At 37.8% G+C, this 19,311-nt stretch carries 23 protein-coding genes; 15 read left to right on the forward strand and 8 right to left on the reverse strand.

Annotated elements, in window-relative coordinates; translation table 11 throughout:
- Positions 1-367: 367 nt before the first annotated feature.
- From ACOI1D_RS16845 to rlmH, 3 genes are all read right to left on the reverse strand, one after another.
- Positions 368-742 carry a cytochrome C oxidase subunit II gene (locus ACOI1D_RS16845; protein WP_422502817.1) on the reverse strand — a complete coding sequence of 125 codons (375 nt, stop codon included), beginning with the start codon at positions 740-742 and terminating at the stop codon, positions 368-370.
- 610 nt (positions 743-1,352) lie between these two features.
- Positions 1,353-2,018 (reverse strand): ferric reductase-like transmembrane domain-containing protein, encoded by a 666-nt coding sequence (locus ACOI1D_RS16850; protein ID WP_422502819.1) that lies wholly within the window; start codon positions 2,016-2,018, stop codon positions 1,353-1,355.
- Between the two features lie 369 nt (positions 2,019-2,387).
- On the reverse strand, positions 2,388-2,867 hold the full coding sequence (gene rlmH / locus ACOI1D_RS16855; RefSeq protein WP_422502820.1) for a 23S rRNA (pseudouridine(1915)-N(3))-methyltransferase RlmH: 480 nt from the start codon (positions 2,865-2,867) through the stop codon (positions 2,388-2,390).
- Between the two features lie 135 nt (positions 2,868-3,002).
- Here rlmH and ACOI1D_RS16860 point away from each other — a divergent pair, with 135 nt between their 5' ends.
- From ACOI1D_RS16860 to ACOI1D_RS16900, 9 genes are all read left to right on the forward strand, one after another.
- The gene (locus ACOI1D_RS16860; protein ID WP_422502821.1) at positions 3,003-3,362 is read left to right on the forward strand and encodes a Lin0512 family protein; all 360 of its coding nucleotides are present in this window, start codon (positions 3,003-3,005) and stop codon (positions 3,360-3,362) included.
- A 174-nt stretch (positions 3,363-3,536) separates the two neighbouring features.
- Positions 3,537-4,370: a CAP domain-containing protein gene (locus ACOI1D_RS16865; protein ID WP_422502822.1), complete on the forward strand. Its 834-nt coding sequence runs from the start codon at positions 3,537-3,539 to the stop codon at positions 4,368-4,370.
- A 37-nt stretch (positions 4,371-4,407) separates the two neighbouring features.
- Complete coding sequence (locus ACOI1D_RS16870; protein WP_422502824.1) at positions 4,408-4,599, forward strand: H-type small acid-soluble spore protein; 192 nt, start codon at positions 4,408-4,410, stop codon at positions 4,597-4,599.
- A gap of 112 nt (positions 4,600-4,711) precedes the next feature.
- On the forward strand, positions 4,712-6,286 hold the full coding sequence (locus tag ACOI1D_RS16875; RefSeq protein ID WP_422502825.1) for a cation:proton antiporter: 1,575 nt from the start codon (positions 4,712-4,714) through the stop codon (positions 6,284-6,286).
- Positions 6,287-6,589: 303 nt separating this feature from the next.
- Positions 6,590-7,180: a nitroreductase family protein gene (locus ACOI1D_RS16880; protein ID WP_422502827.1), complete on the forward strand. Its 591-nt coding sequence runs from the start codon at positions 6,590-6,592 to the stop codon at positions 7,178-7,180.
- A gap of 14 nt (positions 7,181-7,194) precedes the next feature.
- Positions 7,195-8,187, forward strand: a complete 993-nt coding sequence (locus ACOI1D_RS16885; RefSeq protein ID WP_422502829.1) for an ABC transporter substrate-binding protein — start codon at positions 7,195-7,197, stop codon at positions 8,185-8,187.
- Positions 8,188-8,191: 4 nt separating this feature from the next.
- A complete protein-coding gene (locus ACOI1D_RS16890) occupies positions 8,192-10,216 on the forward strand; it encodes an iron ABC transporter permease (RefSeq protein WP_422502831.1) in 2,025 nt (674 codons plus the stop codon).
- 409 nt (positions 10,217-10,625) lie between these two features.
- Complete coding sequence (locus ACOI1D_RS16895; protein ID WP_422502854.1) at positions 10,626-11,171, forward strand: GNAT family N-acetyltransferase; 546 nt, start codon at positions 10,626-10,628, stop codon at positions 11,169-11,171.
- Between the two features lie 14 nt (positions 11,172-11,185).
- Entirely contained in the window at positions 11,186-11,563 is a 378-nt protein-coding gene (locus tag ACOI1D_RS16900; RefSeq protein ID WP_422502833.1) for a nucleoside 2-deoxyribosyltransferase, read from the forward strand.
- A 38-nt stretch (positions 11,564-11,601) separates the two neighbouring features.
- On the opposite strand, the gene ACOI1D_RS16905 is transcribed toward ACOI1D_RS16900, so the two are convergent.
- Positions 11,602-11,898, reverse strand: coding sequence for a 4a-hydroxytetrahydrobiopterin dehydratase (locus tag ACOI1D_RS16905; RefSeq protein WP_422502835.1), 297 nt, complete (start codon positions 11,896-11,898; stop codon positions 11,602-11,604).
- A gap of 659 nt (positions 11,899-12,557) precedes the next feature.
- On the opposite strand from ACOI1D_RS16905, the gene ACOI1D_RS16910 reads away from it, so the two are divergent.
- The 3 genes from ACOI1D_RS16910 (at position 12,558) to ACOI1D_RS16920 (ending at position 15,678) form a co-directional block, all read left to right on the forward strand.
- Positions 12,558-13,514: an ABC transporter substrate-binding protein gene (locus ACOI1D_RS16910; RefSeq protein WP_422502837.1), complete on the forward strand. Its 957-nt coding sequence runs from the start codon at positions 12,558-12,560 to the stop codon at positions 13,512-13,514.
- Between the two features lie 171 nt (positions 13,515-13,685).
- Complete coding sequence (locus ACOI1D_RS16915) at positions 13,686-14,693, forward strand: FecCD family ABC transporter permease (protein WP_422502839.1); 1,008 nt, start codon at positions 13,686-13,688, stop codon at positions 14,691-14,693.
- Complete coding sequence (locus ACOI1D_RS16920; protein WP_422502840.1) at positions 14,686-15,678, forward strand: FecCD family ABC transporter permease; 993 nt, start codon at positions 14,686-14,688, stop codon at positions 15,676-15,678. Before ACOI1D_RS16915 ends, ACOI1D_RS16920 begins: the two co-directional genes overlap by 8 nt.
- Before the next feature lie 99 nt (positions 15,679-15,777).
- Here the strand turns inward: ACOI1D_RS16920 and ACOI1D_RS16925 are convergent, their stop codons facing one another.
- Complete coding sequence (locus ACOI1D_RS16925; RefSeq protein WP_422502842.1) at positions 15,778-16,335, reverse strand: hypothetical protein; 558 nt, start codon at positions 16,333-16,335, stop codon at positions 15,778-15,780.
- A gap of 152 nt (positions 16,336-16,487) precedes the next feature.
- On the opposite strand from ACOI1D_RS16925, the gene ACOI1D_RS16930 reads away from it, so the two are divergent.
- The 3 genes from ACOI1D_RS16930 to ACOI1D_RS16940 all read left to right on the forward strand — a co-directional run bounded on the left by ACOI1D_RS16930 (position 16,488) and on the right by ACOI1D_RS16940 (position 17,918).
- Positions 16,488-16,814 (forward strand): metalloregulator ArsR/SmtB family transcription factor, encoded by a 327-nt coding sequence (locus ACOI1D_RS16930; protein WP_422502844.1) that lies wholly within the window; start codon positions 16,488-16,490, stop codon positions 16,812-16,814.
- A 75-nt stretch (positions 16,815-16,889) separates the two neighbouring features.
- Complete coding sequence (locus tag ACOI1D_RS16935; RefSeq protein WP_422502845.1) at positions 16,890-17,756, forward strand: permease; 867 nt, start codon at positions 16,890-16,892, stop codon at positions 17,754-17,756.
- Positions 17,757-17,780: 24 nt separating this feature from the next.
- Complete coding sequence (locus ACOI1D_RS16940) at positions 17,781-17,918, forward strand: hypothetical protein (RefSeq protein ID WP_422502847.1); 138 nt, start codon at positions 17,781-17,783, stop codon at positions 17,916-17,918.
- Positions 17,919-18,248: 330 nt separating this feature from the next.
- Here the strand turns inward: ACOI1D_RS16940 and ACOI1D_RS16945 are convergent, their stop codons facing one another.
- The 3 genes from ACOI1D_RS16945 to ACOI1D_RS16955 all read right to left on the reverse strand — a co-directional run bounded on the left by ACOI1D_RS16945 (position 18,249) and on the right by ACOI1D_RS16955 (position 19,021).
- Entirely contained in the window at positions 18,249-18,428 is a 180-nt protein-coding gene (locus tag ACOI1D_RS16945) for a hypothetical protein (protein ID WP_422502849.1), read from the reverse strand.
- 40 nt (positions 18,429-18,468) lie between these two features.
- Complete coding sequence (locus ACOI1D_RS16950) at positions 18,469-18,660, reverse strand: hypothetical protein (RefSeq protein WP_422502851.1); 192 nt, start codon at positions 18,658-18,660, stop codon at positions 18,469-18,471.
- Positions 18,661-18,727: 67 nt separating this feature from the next.
- Positions 18,728-19,021 (reverse strand): hypothetical protein, encoded by a 294-nt coding sequence (locus ACOI1D_RS16955; RefSeq protein ID WP_422502852.1) that lies wholly within the window; start codon positions 19,019-19,021, stop codon positions 18,728-18,730.
- Positions 19,022-19,311: the final 290 nt, after the last annotated feature.

The following is a 19,311-nucleotide window of genomic DNA, read 5'->3' on the forward strand; positions in this document are numbered from 1 at the left end:
GTATGCACGGTGAAATAAACGACAACACTCTAGCTAAAACACAAGTCAAATCGTTATATCTATAGATTCCAAATTATTACATCCTTCTTCCTTTTCCTATAAAAATATGCTCTTATTGCGATAACCCTTCATGATCAACCTTTTAATAAGATTACATGATTTCCATCAAATACTCTGTAACATCCCATTCAATTCACATTTAAGAAAAGCGAAAGCGCCCATTTAATGTTCAAAAAGTATTAGTAACGGAAATGCTTCGTAAAATCTGATAACTCCCTATACCAAAAAGAGTAGATCATACACTACTTATGTATCGATCTACTCTTTTACAATTTTACTTCTTTTACCTATATCTTTTTAGTAAGTATTATTCAACTGTTAATGTAGACTGCATATTAGCATGCCCTTGTCCACATGGTATGCTGCAACGAATGGTATATTCTCCAGGCTCCAAGGTCACTTTTCCAGATTCATCACCTTCAATATTTACATCTGTTCCATCCACTTGGATCCCATGTAGACCTTCTTCATTTGTAAGGTTAAATGTGACCTCACCAGCCGGGACAGTGTAGTTCTCCTGATCAAATTCCCAGTTAGTTGCAGTTATGTCAACAGTAGTACTAACACCATTACTTTCTGTCCCTTCAGAGGGATTGCCTTCTTCCGCACTATCCCCACCTCCGCAAGCAGCTAAAATGAGAGAAAGCGCAATGAACATCAAAGCAAATATAACTTTTTTCATAGTTAACAGCCTCCTTTAAATATTTTTAAGTTTACTACTATTTCTAGTATAGTAAAGAAAAGATAGTTTTCTATTATAACTATGTAATTGTCAAAAAGATGCCACATTACTTATCTGTTATTTTCTAACTCTCTTGAGTAGATACCCCTAGGAAAAGAGGATTGTACTTGTAGGGAACTCAGATAAGGATAGCGTACTGTAAATCAAGACAACTGCAGGAATACAAAATGTCAACGCTCCTTAATCTAATCAGAATTCCACTGTCAATCGACCTGTCGATGTGAATAAATAATCCATAATACACTTAAAATAGCTATTATCCAAGCCCATTGTAAGACATCAAAAAAAATGAAAACATCCTGTATTGCCCGAACCGGGTCTAATGTTATGTAAAAAAAGCTATGAGTAAAAGTAACCATGGCTCAATAGGATAAGGTTGTCTTTGCTAACTGCCATTCCTAACACTGTAATAGGAACATTGACTGGACCTAAATCTAACAAAAGACCTGACTGAAACATACCATTCCCCCAGTTTACTTATTAAATTGGAGTTTGTGGGCTAAAAATATCAGCAGCTCAGTTCTAGGACAGTGCGGATTTATGTAAACTATTATTTTCTGCGGCTCTTTACCGTCTTAATAAATGCCATTGTTTGTAAGAGAAACACGCTTCCCACCAGCAGCAAAAAAGGTGCTCTAAACCAATCCGGCGGGGGTACATTTTTATGAAAAGATAACGTATAGTGAATATAAAGAAAATATCCACTATGTAGGGCGCTTAAATAAAAGATGATGTTTGCACTATTATGTAACCATTTCCAAGACGACCCACCTAACAATTTAACTGCCCTTTCAGTGGAAGTAGCCATTAAGATAATTGTTAATAAAAGAGCTGTGAGGCCTATCAGGTTTGCTAAACCGAACCCAGGTTCTAGCCGGGTAACACGCCCAAGTTCTGGAACAAATTCATATCCAAAAAAACGTAAAATATCCCAACGGGCCCATCCATTCCACACGAGAAAACCGTGAATAATTGCAATGACTCCAAACCAAATACCTAAATATTCCCGCCACGGCAACAGTTTTGCCGATGGAGACCAAATACGGGCCAATGGACCAATCACAAGTGTAAAAACTAATAGCAAAAGGGCACCATCACCAAAGGCCTTCCATAGGCGCATGTCCCACGTCCACTGCGGCCGACTAATCCAGAACAACCATACCAAAACTGCAGCAATCACCCCAACTATTAGCTGACGTAACAAGTTATTTTTCATGTCAACAAACTCCTTTCAGAGACAGGCAAACAAGTGCTATCTCGTTTACACACCGTTTTAAATTCCTTAATTAAGTCATTTTTTAAACAATTTATAAGCCCACTGTATAGTTTTACCGGATTATAACCTATTGTAAATGATGAAAAGAAACCCGTCCACCTGTTGTAAGTACTATGATAAAATAAGTAACAATAACTTTAGCAAAGGATATAGGGAACCTAAAAATGAAGGTACTATATGCCCATAGAAATTGATTTAGTCATGGATATGGGTATCCTGGGTTCGGGTAAGGATTTAGAGGTTTTTAACAAAATTTCAGAATCAGTTATATTAGAAGAAGCACCAAAACTAATAATGACATATTTTCCTCTACTTATGATACGGTTCACCCCTATTAATCCTAAATCCCCTATAAACCTGCTCAATCAACACCAATCTCATCAACTGATGAGGAAAAGTCATTTTTGAAAAAGAAAGTGCCAGATTACTTCGCTTTTGAACCGCTTCGCTAATTCCAAGTGAACCACCAATCACAAATACTATTTTGCTTTTTCCATATGTCGCTAGCTCGTCCATTTTTGCTGCTAGTTGTTCTGAACTTAGCATTTTTCCGTTAATTTCTAATGTGATCACAAATGAGTCCTGACCAATGTTTCCAAGAATTCTTTCACCTTCTTTTTCTTTCACTTCCATCATTTCTGCGTTGCTCATATTTTCTGGTGCTTTTTCATCCGCTACTTCAATTACATCTAATTTAGCATAGGCAGTGAGACGTTTAAGATACTCCTCGAATCCTTGCTTTAGATATTTTTCCTTCAATTTTCCAACTGTGACAATAGTTATTTTCATTTAGTTACGTCCTTTTTTAAAAATTATCGAGACTTCTATAATCATCTTACCAAATCAAGCTAATTATCACTAAGGTTAGTTTGTAATTTACATGTTAAGGGAAAGACATACATACATACAAAAGGAGTGGATTTCATGCAGCAAATTCTATTCATTCAAACCGGAACAGGCACTGATGTACATGGCCAGGATGTAACCAAGGCATCTGTTCGTGCAGTACAAAATGCAATTTTCCATAATTCGATGCCTGGAATTGAAAAAAACCTGCCTGATCAAAGACTGGAAAATATGAGGGTTAATGTCAAACTTGCCATTCCGGCTGACCAGGATCAGCTTGATGAAGATAAGGTTAAGGAATTAATTCCCTATGGAACAGTAACAGTTGAAGTCGTTGATGGTGGAATGGCCACAACAAGCGGAATCTTTTTAGAAGACAAACAGGATAAAAACGATTTAATGTATATTGTAAACGCAGCTGTTGAAGTTGGGTACTAAAATAAAACTGAAACATGCAAGCCTCTCCTAATAATTGGAGAGGCCATTTTTATGTGTTAAACTTTCCCCTTTATTAATTGGAAATGCATTATAGCCTTTGTTTTATATTTCCATCTATATTTTCAAGAAAAAAAGTAATGATAAGAACAAGTAAACAAAAAGGAGATTATGTTCATGAAAAAATTCTATCTAATTTTCATAAGTATATTGTTCATATTACTTGTTGCTTGTAATACGAACGAACAGTCATTAGACACCAATAGCCGAGGACTCAATGAGGATGACACCATTTCTAGCCTGAATACAGACTCCTCGAGTGAGGGTTATCCGCACACGACACCAATTAAAATTCAAGATGCTAAATACAAATTTAAAGTCCAGCTTTATAAAGGTGATGGTGATAATAACCAGAATCAACAACAACAAGACACACAAATGAAAGTACCACAACAGAATCAAATACAAAATCAAGATGGTACACAACAAGAAACTGACCAGCAACAAAGACAAGAGGCACAACCACCTCAGCAGAACGAACAGCAAAATCAAGGGGACGAACAACAAAATACGCAAAAGCAACAGTCAGACGCAAAAGATTCCGCTCAGGGTCAAAATCAAGCTAACAAGGGTATAAGTAAGTTTGCGACGTCAGTAATTAGATTGACAAATGATGAAAGAAGAAATGTAGGATTACCTGCATTGAAGTCACATGCTCCCTTAAGTAAGGTTGCCAAAGCGAAATCAAAAGACATGGAGAATAAAGGATATTTTTCGCATACAAGTCCTACGTATGGATCTCCGTTTGACATGATGCGAGACTTTGGTGTGTCTTATCAATCAGCAGGTGAAAATATAGCTCAGGGTCAACGTACACCGGAAGCTGTTGTAGAAGCATGGATGAATAGCCAAGGCCACCGTGAGAACATTTTAAATGATAAATTCACCCATATTGGTGTTGGATTTGAGCAAGCAGGTCATCACTGGACACAGATGTTCATACAAAAATAAAAAAGACCCACATTATTATGCAGCGGGAGAGAGAATTATGGATAGCAAACGTGCACAGCAAATAGTTGATTCAATTCCCATGATAAATGTAAATTATCATGGAATACCGGTCTACATCCAGGAGGTTCAAGCTGATAACGAGACAGCAAAAGTCTTCCCTCTTGATGAAATGCACAATGAACAGCTCGTTGAGTTAATTGGTTTAATGGAAAATGAATTAAAGTCATAATACTGGACAAAAATAATCTCACGCCAATAATTGGAGATTATTTTTGTTTTATCTAATGAGATGCCTGTATAATGTTGGTAATGTATCAGCAGTACAAGAAGGAGGGGTTACTGTGCAAGACTTAGATCTACATCATATCTTTGAACTTGGCCTGATTCTTATAATGATTGCAGCTGGAATAACCGCTATTGCTAAAAAGTTTAACAAACCATACCCAATAGCACTGGTAATTGTTGGTGCAATCATTGGCTTGTTAAACATTTCTATACTAGGACCTCTAATAGACTTCATTACTGAAGGGGAGATATTTAACTTTGTTATCATTACGCTGTTCCTTCCTGCATTACTGGGGGAAGCCGCTTTAAAACTCCCTTTCTCACATCTGAATGAGAATAAAAAGCCGATTCTATCGCTGGCCTTTGGAGGAACATTCATATCGTTTATTATAATCGGATTCTCCTCGATGTGGTTATTAAACTTTTCACTTCCAGCTGCTTTTGTATTTGCAGCCATTATGAGTGCCACAGATCCGGTTAGTGTTTTGTCTATTTTTAAAGGGCTTGGAGTAAACAAAAGATTAGCAACTATTATTGAAGGTGAGAGTTTATTTAATGATGGGTTGGCTGTTGTACTTTTTAAGATTTCCGCCTTTTCACTAATTACATATACGGAACTAGGATTTGAAGGCCTTGGCTTAGGAACTTGGGAATTCGTTAAAGTTGTGTCTCTCGGTCTCATTATCGGAGCCGTACTTGGCTATGGATTTTCTATATTAACAAAGTACTTTGACGATTATCCATTAGAGATTATCTTTAGTATTATTTTATTTTATGGAGCATTCTTGCTTGCAGAAAGTATTCATGCTTCTGGAGTTATTGCAGTTGTTGTTGCAGCGCTTATCTTCGGAAATTATGGCGGTAAAATAGGGATGAGCCCAACAACGAAATTGAACATTAGCAACTTTTGGGACGTAGCAGCCTTGTTGGCAAACTCCCTTGTTTTCTTGATGGTCGGATTAGAAATTACAAGAATAAATGTAGCTGATAAATGGGGCTTAATCTTTTTTGCGATACTTATTGTACTAATTGCAAGAAGCTTCGCCGTTTACACTAGTTTATTTTTCATTAAAAACATCCCATACTCCTGGAAGCATGTTTTCAATTGGGGTGGATTAAAGGGTTCCCTTTCCATTGCGCTAGTTCTCAGTCTTCCACGTGACTTTCAAGGACGTGAGGATCTGTTGATTGTTGCTTTTAGTGTGGTTTTATTCTCACTAGTGCTTCAGGGTCTGACAATTAAGCCGCTTCTATCTCTCTTAGGTGTTACACAAAAGGAAGAAGGATATACAGAATACAAATCAATCATTGCGCGTGCCCATCGATTGGAGACAGCCATTGAAGAAGTAGCTAAAGTTAAAAAGAATCTATTTATAACCGACACTGTCTCAAAAGAAGTAACAAACAATTATGAACAGGAACTACTTAAAGCACATGAGGAAATGGATCAGCTGTTTCATGATCACCCTGAGTTAAAGGAAAAGCAGCAAGTAACTTTAGAAAAGTACTCTTTATATGCACAGCATGAGGCGATTGATCTGTTGTTAAGAGACGAGATAATTACAAGTGAGATTGCAGAAAAAGAGCATGAACATATTACAGACAAATTAGTCGAATTAGAGGATGATTGACAAATTTACAGATTGAAGAATTGGTTAAAAATACTGTAAATGTCATAAAACAAGAGTTTCTGTCCTCGCCCCATTACCTTTGGTCTCTTTTATAGAGACCTTTTTTTGGCAGGTAAGAAAGTATAAATCCTTTCTTACTGCATAAGTGCAACTAAGTGGCCATTAAGGCTTGGCGATAAGCCAAGTTTCTAATGTGAAGGCAGATTAAATTGCAGGGAAAATCAACTTGACAGATAAGTAAATAACTCGTATTGTTATGAATGATAATGATAATCTTTATCATTTAAGTGGATAAGGAAGTAGGTGAGAGAAATTAATCTGTTTGAAATAATGCGTGGTCGGCGAACGATTCTTGACTATAAAGCCGAAAAGGTAGACCAATCTTTGCTGATTGAGTTATTTGAGCATGCATCTTATGCACCGAATCACCATATGAAGGAACCCTGGAAAATTAAAATATACGAAGACGAAGCACGCTCTGATTTTGGAGATAAAATAGTAGATAGTTACATAAGATATGGGCTTTTAAAATCACTTTCAGATGAAAAATTAAAAAAAGCACGCCAGTCATATGACCGTTTTTTTACATCTGTTCCACATCATGCCCTTTTTTACATGGATAAAGAAGATGATGGCGGATACCTGGACAATGAGAATTATGCTGCGGTGTGTGCATTCATTCAGAATTTCCAACTTGCTGCCTGGGCTAAACAAATCGGTACTATGTGGACTGCTAAACCTACACTTATGGATGAGACATTTATAAAGGAAATTGGTTTAACACCTAGTGAACATCGGTTGATTGCTGTTGTACAGATTGGTTATCCTAACAAGATCCCTAATGGTCGTGGACGGACACCAATAAGTAATTCTATTGAATGGATTCAAACCTAAGAGGAGGAGAAAAAATGAAGAAATTAACCATACTTACACTAATTTTAGTGTTATTTATACTAAGCGCCTGCAATGATAGTGAGAGTAATAAAGAGAATGTCCAAGGCGATGATACTAGCTCTAATGATACCCGTACTGTGACAATTGAGGACGCAATGGGTGAACAAACAATCGAAGGTACCCCGAAAAAGATTGTAGCTCTTGAATGGTCTTATGCGGAAAACTTGCTTGCTCTTGGTGTTCAACCAGTTGGCGTTGCCGACCTGGATGGGTTTAATAAATGGGTCAACATCAATAAACAATTTGATGAAAACGTTAAAGATATTGGTACTCGTCAAGAACCAAATTTAGAAGCAATTTCAAGGTTAAACCCTGACTTAATTATTGCGGTTAAATTTCGTCATGAGCAATATTTGGATAAACTAAGAGAAATTGCTCCAGTAGTAACATTTGCACCATATGGAGAAAAGGCTGTTGAAGACCATTATCAGAACATGGTTGACGAATTAAAAACACTTGCTGAAATAGTCAATAAAGAGAAAGAAGCGGAACAAGCCTTAACGGATTTGAATAAGTTTGTTGATGAACAGAAACAACGTGTTGCAGGTCTGGAAGGGTCAAAATACCTTGCAACACAAGCATTTACAGCACAAAACACACCAACAATCCGGATGTTTACTGATAATTCAATAGTAGCAAAATTAATGAGCAGGCTTGGCTTTGAAAATGCATATGAAACAGATAAGAAAGAAACATATGGTTATAGCCAAGTAACTGTTGAAGCTTTACAAAATTTCCAAGAAGAAGAACTTCAATTCCTTTATATTGTTCAGGAAGAAGATAATATTTTTGAAACCCAGCTTAAAGGCAATCCTGTGTGGGAAAATTTGAGCTTTGTGAAAAACGGAAACACACATCAATTACCTGGAGATACGTGGACATTTGGAGGCGTATTATCAGCTGAGGTATTAACAAAACAATTAGTCGACGCCATGGTAAAAGAGTGATTTGATGAATAATGCATTAAGGAATATATTAGTTGCGGTTCTTACCTTTGGTGGTGGGACCGCGCTTTTGTGCATATTAACCTTTATACATATAAATCAGGGTAGTACAGCCATACCAACAGGGACAATTATTGATGCAATCTTTGCGCCAGAAAATAATTTGCAGCATCATACTGTTCGTTCTTTAAGACTTCCACGGGCAATTATGGGTATTATTGCTGGTGGTGCACTTGCAGTTGCTGGGGGTGTCCTGCAAACAGTTACGAAAAATCCATTGTCTTCAGCAAGTACCTTGGGAATCCATTCCGGTACTTATTTTGCAGTTGTATTAAGTACTGTTTTATTTCCATCTCTATTAGTTGGAAACGGAATTATAGTAGCTTTTCTGGGCGGAATTTTTACTTTTTTAATCGTGTTTACTTTATCAGGTGGTAATAATGCAACACCTGTCCGTATGGTGTTGGCTGGGATGATTGTAACTTTTTTGTTTTCATCATTTACTAGTGTGCTGCAAATCTTCTTTGAAAATGAGACAGCCGGATTATTCCTGTGGGGATCCGGCACACTTGTACAAAATGACTGGGGTGGTGTAAATTTCTCTTTGCCATTTGTCGTTATTGGATTTATTGTAATTTTAATGATGGCATTCAAATTGGATACACTGACATTGGGTGATGATATTGCGATAGCACTGGGGCAGAATGTTAACCTTATTAAATTTATCTCAATAGTAGCAGCTGTACTGCTGACATCGGTAACTGTAAGTGTAGTGGGACCAATAGGCTTTGTAGGTTTAGTGGCTCCGCATATTATTAAATTAATCGGCTATAGAAAACATCTACCATTAGTGATTGCCTCATTTATCTGGGGTGGAAACGTATTATTATTTGCTGATGTGTTGGCACGTGTTATTGATCCTTCATTTTCTGAACTTCCAGTTGGTGCAATTACAGCATTAATCGGCGCTCCCTGGTTGATATACTTAGTGCTCAGAATGAAGCGTACGACTTATGGGAGTGCGGACACAGCTGTTATAGCTGGTAATTCAACTATGAATATGCCACTGAAGGTAATTGTTCCTATTTTAACCGGACTTATTTTCCTAACTTTATTAATCAGTTTGGCGTCCGGGAATTATGGGTTTGAACCATTATTACTATGGAATACATTTTTTGGTGAATCGAACGAATTTATGTATGGATTGATAGTCGATCTTCGCTTACCTAGAGCATTAGTAGCGCTTTTTAGCGGTATGTTACTTGCACTCAGCGGTTTGATTTTCCAAGGTGTGTTACGAAATCCCTTAGCAGATCCATCAGTGATTGGTATCACTTCAGGAGCTGGCGTTGGGGCATTGCTAACCATGTACGTGTTTGGTGTTTCCGCTGCCTGGATTCCAGTTGGCGCAATAATTGGCGCGTTTATATTCTTTATTTTTGTCATGCTGTTGGCAATTCGTGCAAACTTTCAGCCGACGATATTGGCATTGCTTGGAATTGGTGTGTCAGCATTTGGTTCAGCTATTATCCAGATTTTAGTCGTACAGGCTGATATGGGTGTAGCATCGGCTTTAACATGGCTATCCGGTACAACATACGCTACAGGATGGTCAGAGTTAGTTGACTTTCTAATTTGGCCAATCATAATTCTATTCCCATTGTTGGTATTTCGAATTAACTTGCTCGACACGCTATCATTGGGTGATGATACAGCGAAAGGGTTAGGATTGAATGTCATGTCAGCTCGTTTTCAGCTTGCATTTATCGCAACATTATTAGCTGCGTTTAGTGTTGCTGCAGTTGGAGCAATAGGGTTTGTTGGTTTGATTGCCCCCCATGCAGCTAGGTTGCTTGTTGGTCCATCAAACCTGCGATTATTGCCAGTCACGATATTATTCGGTGGTGCGCTTCTAGTTATAGCCGACCTATTCAGCCGTACATTGCTCGCACCAAACGAGATACCATCAGGGATACTAGTTGCGATAATCGGTGCTCCATACTTCTTATGGTTGATGAAAAAAAGTGCTTAGTTGTATGGCACAGGATATGGTTTGAATAGAAAACTATAAGGTTAAGCAAGGCAGAATGCTATATATTTAGCGTACTGTCTTTTTTTATAGGTAATAAAGTATAAAATTTTGGCTTTTTTATGTTTTGCTTACAGTAACAGCCACGTCCAGCTCCAGCGCCCAGAGACTAGCGAGACTTCCCTCACCTTCGTACGATAAGTCAACATCGGCTTCCTTCATCTCCTACGGCTCAGTCCAGTCCGTACGTTCTCTACCCACCCAGGGCTTGCGCTTTTGTTCATGAACTCATTATATATTTCGTTTCTAACTGGATATAGGTGTCATTTTTTATAAATTAAATTTGTCTAATTTCATATATAATTGTGTTATGATTATTTCTATAAAAATGAATGCAAACGGAGGATTTACTATGTTTTTCCGCGAAATTGATGATAATCTAACACTAAAATTAATGGAAATAAGTGATGCAGAGGAATTATTTGATTTAACTAACCGGTCACGTGTTCATTTGCGTGAATGGCTTCCATGGGTAGATGCAACAACTACACTCGACGATTCACGAGGTTTTATTGAACACACTCTACGTGGTTTTAATGATAAAAAAAGCATGAATGTAGCTATCCGTTATGATGGTAAGCTCGTTGGTACCACTGGTTTCAACAACTTAAACTGGTCCAGTAGAATCGCCCATATCGGTTATTGGTTGGGACCAGACTATCAGGGGAAAGGAATTATGACCCGTGCTACAAGTTCTTTGCTGGATTATGCTTTTACTGATTTACAGTTTAACCGCGTTGAAATTCGTGCAGCCTTTGAAAATACAAAAAGCAGGTCTATTCCCGAGCGCTTGGGATTTGTGAAGGAAGGACAAATAAGACAGGCGGAGTGTCTCTATGACCATTATGTAGACCATGTGGTTTATGGGATGTTAAAAAGTGAATGGGACAACAAATGAAGGGGGTAGCATCTATGCGTTTTTACATTGCATCCAGTTTTCAAAATAAGGATATGGTGCGGTATGTCGCACAAAAACTTATCTTGAAAGGATTCAACCACACATACGATTGGACAAAGAATCAACGCGCAGTTGTGCCTGACACATTAAGGGAACTTGGTGAACTGGAAATAAATGCCGTCCATCAATGTGATGTTCTTGTGTTGCTCCTTCCTGCTGGAAAGAGCAGTCATGTAGAGTTGGGCATTGCTCTTGGCTTAGGAAAGCTTATTTATATCTATTCTCCAGATGAAATTGATCTTAGTACTGCCTCCACTTTTTATTATGTCGAAGGTGTAACGCGCTTTTCTGGTAATCTTGAAGATTTCATTACAATTATTGGAATAGCTTAAATCAATCAAACTGCATCTCTTCCGCGATAAGAAGACTTTTATTTTTCTGCCTGTTCATACAGTTCATCCACACGCGCTGCCATTTCAATATCTAAAGCTGTTAATCCTTTTTCCTGCCATGATGAGAATTTTACGGTAACCTTTTTGTAGTCAATAGAAATTACTGGGTGGTGTTGTTTGTTTTCAGCAAACTGCGCAACATCATCAACAAAACGAATCCCATCTAAATACTTATTGAATTTGTATTTCCGTTGAATCCACTTTTCCTCAACACGCTCCCATTCAGGTATTTTCTGTAACTCAGTTGTTATTTGTTCCTCATTTAATCGATTCATCCTAAATGCCTCCTTTATAGTTTTCCACATATCTAGTTTAACAAATGATCTAATTTATTGTTAATTTTAAACTTATGCACAAGTTATCCACAGATTTCCGTGGATAACTATGTGGAAAAGCTGTTTTTAGCATGTGAATATTTTTTTAGTTGGCTCTTTCCATAGGTTTTGTTGCTCTTTACCTCTAGTAGTTGATATAAACTACGACTTAGTGACTTATTTTGACGCTGTTCCCGCGGGAGTCTACGTATTCTGCCTTCACTAAGATAGAAAAATGCAGCATGACCCCTATGTTTCATGGGACTCCTTCTCCCTTGAACAGAAAGCTATCTAAGCCGCGGAAAAATGCGAGACTCAGTGGGAAAGGAAAAGTCTGAAGATCCCGCAGTGAGCGGATTACTCCGAGTAGGCTGAGCGTTGTTCCCCACGGAAAAAGCGAGTGTTTTTCAGCAGCGCTTGATCAGCACCTATCTAATAAATGGTGGTAGGAAATAAATCCAGGTGTTCGTCGCAGTTTATAGATTTTATGTCAAAAAAAACAATCTTTGATAAAACAGCCTTTCAGTTTTTTTATCAGCTTAGCCACATATTTTTTTGATAATGATTATCATTGTTAACAGATGTATTTCTTACATAGAAAAAACAGGAGGTTAAGCATAATGAAGTATAAAGCAATGTTAATCATACTTATAACGCTTGGTTTGTTAGCATTAGTTGGTTGTGGGACTGTCGGTGGTGATGAAACAGCCAAGGATGAAAAGAAAGATGAGGCTCCAAGTGATAAAACAATCACTGTTGAGCATGAGATGGGTAAGACAGAAGTACCAGTCAATCCAGAGAAAATCGTTGCACTGGAATTTTCTTATGTAGACGCGTTGGCAGCACTTGGTATTTCTCCAATTGGGATTGCGGACGATGATGATGCAAGCCGAATCATTGAGCCAATTAGTAAAAAGATTGATGATTATACGTCGGTCGGAACACGTAAACAACCAAGCCTGGAAATCATCAGCTCGTTGCAGCCTGACTTAATTATTGCAGATCTACAACGGCATAAAGATGTCTATAAACAGCTGTCAGACATTGCTCCAACCATTATGCTAACTTCACTCTCAGCAGACTACAATCAAATACTAGAAGGATTTGAAAAAATTGCTTCTGCAGTTGGTAAAGAGGACAAAGGTAAAGAAGTTTTAGAAGCACATAAAAAACGTATGGAAGAAATTAAAGCGCAGGTTCCTGAAAATGAGGATCGAACTGTTTTACCAGCAGTTGTAACAGCTGATGCTTTTTATGCACATAACATGGATTCCTATACAGGATCGTTACTTGAATCAATCGGGTTAAAAAATGCGATTCAGGATGGTAGTGACCGGTACAATAAAATAAATTTAGAGCAGGTTGTGAAATTCAATCCGGATGTATTTTTCTTTATGCAAGCTGGAGATGAAACGATTGTAGATCAGTGGAAAGACAATCCATTGTGGCAGGATGTCAGCGCAGTAAAAAATAACCAGGTCTATACAGTTGACCGCAACACATGGTCTAGATTCCGTGGACTGATTTCATCGGAAGCAATACTAGAAGAAGCTGTATCAAACCTTTATGATAACTAGAACTGAGCGAGAAACTTTTCTCGCTCTTTCATTTGGCAGTAAAGAAAGTTAAAAACTTTCTTTCTACATAAGTGCAACTAAGGCTTTCGCCATGAGGCTTGGCGATAAGCCAAATTTTCTAAGTTGATTATGGTAAAGTAAGGTAAAGAGAAATATTCGGGTGGTAGGATTATGGAATCGAAAAAGACATTAACGAAGGTATTATTTTTATTTACAGCTGTGTTTCTTTTATTAATCCTTGGCATTTTGACAAGCCTGCGCATTGGGGCGGTATCCACCGACTTTGGATTAATCTTTCAATCTTTTTTTTCTAATGAACAAACTAAAGAATTTTTAATCATCCAGAATTTACGATTACCTCGTACGTTAATAGCCGTTATTATTGGGGCTAGTTTAGCAATTGCAGGTGCTATCATGCAGGCAATTACCCTGAATCCACTTGCTTCACCTCAAATATTTGGAGTGAACGCTGGTGCATCGTTAGTTGTTGTCCTAAGCCTTGTATTTCTCCCAAGCATCTCGCCTTCTTCGTTAGTTTATTTTGCTTTCCTTGGGGCTATTTTGGGAGGATCAATTGTCTATTCAATGGCATCAAGCTCTACTGGGACGTCGCCAGTTAAGTTGGCATTGGCGGGCATTACCGTGCACTTATTTTTATCAGCAATAATTGAAGGTATTGTTCTTTTTCATGAGGATTCTACACAAAGTGTCTTATTTTGGCTTGCCTGGGCTATTGATGGGGCTACTTGGAATGAAGTTCAGCTAATATGGCCATGGGCAACCGCTGGTATTATTATTTCTGTTATATTGGCACGCCAGCTGACCATCCTTGGACTAGGGGATGACATGGCAAAGGGCCTAGGTCAGAATGTTGTTGTAATCCGCTTGTTCTTCAGCATGTTAGTTGTTGTCCTTGCAGGTGCTTCCGTATCTGTTGCAGGCCCAATTGGATTTATCGGACTCATCATTCCACATATAGCGAGAAAGCTGATCGGAATAGACTATAGCTTAATTATTCCTTTCTCGGGGTTACTTGGTGCTTTACTTTTAGTAACCGCTGATGTTTTGTCACGATTCATTGCATTCCCCTCAGAATCACCTGTTGGAATTGTAACAGCTTTAATTGGGGCACCCTATTTCTTATACCTAGCGCGTAAAGGGGGTAAGGCGCATGAGTAAAAACAAAACTACCCCAAATATTCGTTTAATGCTGCTAGTCATCATTACCTTTGCAGTTGCCTTTCTTTCAGTCGGCGTTGGAGCTGTCTTCATAAGCCCATTTGAATTGTTTCGTTCATTTATCGGAAATGGTGATGAGAGCGCCTGGTTTATTATCACAAATTACCGGATGCCACGAATTGTCATGGCAGTTCTTGTTGGGGCTGGACTTGGTGTTTCTGGTGCTATATTACAGGGAATCATTCGAAATCCTTTAGCCTCACCAGACGTAATTGGGATCACAAAAGGAGCAGGGCTTGCCGCTTCGATTGTAGTGTTACTTTTCCCACATGCACCAGTTATCATGCTTCCAATCTCAGCTTTAGCAGGAGCGGGACTGGTTACTATTTTCTTATATCTTTTTGCTTACAAAAGGGGGGTTAGTCCCTCGACTCTTGCACTTGTCGGGATTGCACTCGGAGCAATATGTCAGGCAGGAATTCAATTTTTGATGGTGAAATTTCCAATTGAAATACATGCTGCCTTAATCTGGTTAACTGGAAGTCTGTGGGGGAAAAGCTGGAATGACGTATTATTACTAACACCATGGATTGTGGTGTTAGTACCTGTCAGTATTTTACTTGCGACTAGGTTAGATATCCTTAACCTCGGAGATGATGTGGCGGAAGGTCTTGGTGAAAACACGGAGAGAACCAGGTTAATCCTATTAATAGTAGCGGTGGCATTAGCTGGTTCTTCAGTTGCAGTAGTCGGATCGTTAGGTTTTCTTGGATTAATTGCACCTCACATAGCACGTCAGCTTGTAGGGAATAGACATAGTCTTCTGTTGCCTACCGCCGCTGTCATGGGGATACTCCTATTATTGCTTGCTGATGCACTAGGGCGAGGGCTCGCTCCACCAGCGGAAATACCAGCAGGAATATTTACGGCAGTGCTTGGCGCACCGTATTTCTTGTACTTACTGCGGAAGTTAAAGGCTAAATAGATTAGTTGAAAAATGAACGGGTCTCTTTACGACACTCGTTCATTTTTTAGTAGTTAGGATTCCGCCGCAAGGCTTGGCGAAAAGTAAAGTTTTCTACTATCAAGTTCTAAACCGTTTAACCAAAATTACTCCACCTGCAACAACAATTCCAATTACTACCCACAATATTATGGTACCAACACTCGAATCCTTTAATGAGTTTTCCAGATGTACCACTTCACTTGGCTCGGTTCCCATCCCCAGTACTTCAAGGTCAGATTCAGCATCCGTAAGGGCTATGGTTCGTGAACAAAGACTAGCATGCAATTCTCCATTACGATCAGATGCATAGACCAAATATTTTTCATTAGCCGTAAACTCATAGCCACAGCTGGCCGAACTGCTTTCTGTTTCAACAATAACCTGCGTTTGATTGACGCCTTTCCATGAATTGTCTACGTTAAATAAAACGGAAACCGGATCAGCTGAAGATCTAAACAAGCCTACATCTTCCGATTGTTTAATGACCCTGCCGGAAAATACGGCTCCATTACGATTTACCTCTTCTGTTACAGTTCCTGGTTCTGCACATGAGCATGCGAAGCTTTTGGAAGGCAAATAGATTAAAATTGTCGTGAAAACCATTACCAGTAAGATCATTGTTGCAACCTTTTTCAACTCGAACAGCTCCCTTCTAAATAATTAGACGTAAAATCTTTAAAAAACGTTACTGATTTTATTTAAATCAACTTTTTTTGATTTAATGATTGACTAATGGAAATTGGTGGTATATGATTAAATCAAGAAAAGTTGATTAAGGAGTGCGATAAATGAAACAGTTAAACATCCTACAAGACGAAAGTTTAGAACAAACCTTTGAGGAGTATGAAATTAAGTTTAAAGCACTAGCTGATAAAAAGCGCCTGCAGATTATTAACCTACTTACCAAAAATGGAGAAATGTGTGTCTGTGACATCGAGCCTATGATAAATATGACACAATCTAAATTGTCCTACCATCTAAAGATATTATTAAAAGCAAGCATTATTCTTAAAGAAACCAGAGGGACATGGAGCTATTACAGCCTTAATAAACAGGAAATTAGCCATTTACTAAGCGAAGAGCTTTGCTGCTTATTTGTTCCTAATTCCCAGTAATGCTATTTTTTGACTAATAAATCAACTTTTTTTGATCTATTAATCAATATAAATTGATGAAAGTTGGTGTTTACCATGTGGATGGAGATGCTAAAAAGTTTTTTGTACATTGCAGTAGAATTAACCGTTCTTTTCGTAGGCATATCATTTCTGATTAGTCTGCTTCAAGGATATATCCCTTACGGAAGACTGGAGGAAAAGCTAGCAGGTAAAAATAAAGTAATCGCGGCACTGGGGGCAGTTGCTTTTGCCTTTATTACCCCCTTTTGCTCTTGTTCAACAATACCAGTAGTTGTTAACATGTTAAATAAGAAAATGCCTTTTGATATCGTCATGGTCTTTCTATTCGCTTCGCCAGTACTTGATCCAACCATTTTAACTATAATGGGCGTTATCCTTGGGTGGAAGGTCACCATTATATACACGGTTATTACAGCTACACTTTCAATCATTATTGGTTTTACTCTTTCCTATCTGGGATTTGAAAAGTCAGTTAAAAACGTGGTGATGACTGGCTACGAAGATCAGAATAAAAAATTCAATTTCCGACTAGCCATAATTGAGACATTGAATCTGATAAAAAGTGTTTATCCATACTTGATCGTTGGTGCCTTAATCGGTGCTATAATCCATGGTCTAGTTCCTACCGCATGGGTTTCTGACTTTTTCGGTGAAGATCATTTATGGTTAATACCTGTTGCAGCGGTAGTTGGAATTCCGTTATACGTTCGGCTTTCCAGTATGATACCGATATCACAGGTTTTAATCTTGAAGGGGATGGCCCTAGGACCTGTGATGGCAATGATGATTAGTTCTGCTGGTGCAAGCTTACCTGAGATTATCATACTTAAGTCAATTTTTAAAAAAGAGCTTGTTATTATGTTTATTCTATCAGTCGTATCCATGTCAACAATATCCGGCTTCATCTTTTATCTCATCTAAACCAAATTAAGAGGAGTGTTTAACATGAAAAATTTATTCAAAAAAGCAGAGAAAAAGAAAACAAGTTGCTGCAGTGTAATAATTGAAGAAGTAAAAGAAGAGAAAATGGCATCTGACACTATAGTTGAAGAGGCGTGTTGCTCAGAATCAGTATCCAAGTAAAAAATCTGTTCAAATAAAAAGGTTTCCATCCGGAGACCTTTTTATTTGATAGGTCCATTTCGTAAGTTTCGTTGCTCAATACCCTGACAGTTGATGTAAACTGTGACGTAGTGAAATTCTTTCTGACGCCGTTCCGGCAGAAAACTTCGCTTTCACCTGGGGTACAAGTGCGACATTTGCTCAAGCTGATGCTTTCACAGTGCCTTCTATGCAACCTGACACGGCCTTAGTCTCCTCAGAAGCATAGAACGAGTTGGCACTGTTAATCATGGTATCCCTCATTTCGATGGATGTTAAATCTATTCATGAATTGATAACTTCATGGCCATTTTAATTAAATACATCATTTTTTTCGTTATAAAAGTAATCCTGAATAAGCAAATAAACGATTGTTGTTAATAACACCAGTGATCCAGCTAAGGTCAGTGCCAGAAATGATTTAAAAACTGTCCTTGTAATTTTCGTCCATTTACGGCTTAGCCTCGTTTTTTCTTTACCGAATAGACTCACTTTTTCACAGCCTTTCCTAATACTTGGTTATTGCAGGAGTTTAAAACCCTCCACCTATACCAGATCCTCGTCGTGACTTTTCTTTTGCTATTGCAATTTCTACTTCTTTTTCTTTATCCGTTTTTTCTTGATAAGGTTTATGATAACTGTTCTTCTTTTTTCTTTTATCCAGAAAAATTATAAGGGTTATGAATACTAATAAAAAAGCTCCCCATAAAATAGTTGATAACATCGATGTATCACCTCAACTTAGTTAGAGTCAGATTGTTTTTTAACTTTGAAATCACTTTATTAACGAACTAGTTCTTCCATGTTCTATCTGTCATGTAGAAAACTGTTGCTCCAAAACAAAATATAATTATTGAAAACATCATGTACGCCGCTCCATCAATGCCTTTTACCACTACGTTCCCCACATACATTAGATAGATAGAAATTACTAGAGAGATTGTACTTGGTAACAAAACTATTAATTTTGATTTTTTTGTTTTTCTGAGCTTTTTTGTTAGGAAAACAATGCCCCACCCAACACCTAGCCCTATAACCCCAAATACGATAAATAACAATTTAATACCTCCAGATTCCTGTTTCATATGTCTTTATTGGTTAGTATTTCTTTAAAATACATAGCTAACTCTTTCATAATTCATTTTCCCCTCATTAAACCGATGAGAGCCTCGGCGTGTTAACCATGATGAAGCCTACACATTCATACTTGTTATGATGGGGAAATTTAACAAAGGATTTATATTTTTAATCTTAACATTAATTTCATTTAATTATTACAAAAATTAAATATTTGGTAATGTTGAATTTTCAATAAGCAGCTCACAGGAATTACATTACACACTTGTTTATAAATAAGTGAACCAAAGGAAGGTAA

The organism is Virgibacillus sp. DJP39 (genome assembly GCF_049310925.1).
In the GTDB taxonomy this organism is placed as follows: domain Bacteria; phylum Bacillota; class Bacilli; order Bacillales; family Amphibacillaceae; genus Virgibacillus_F.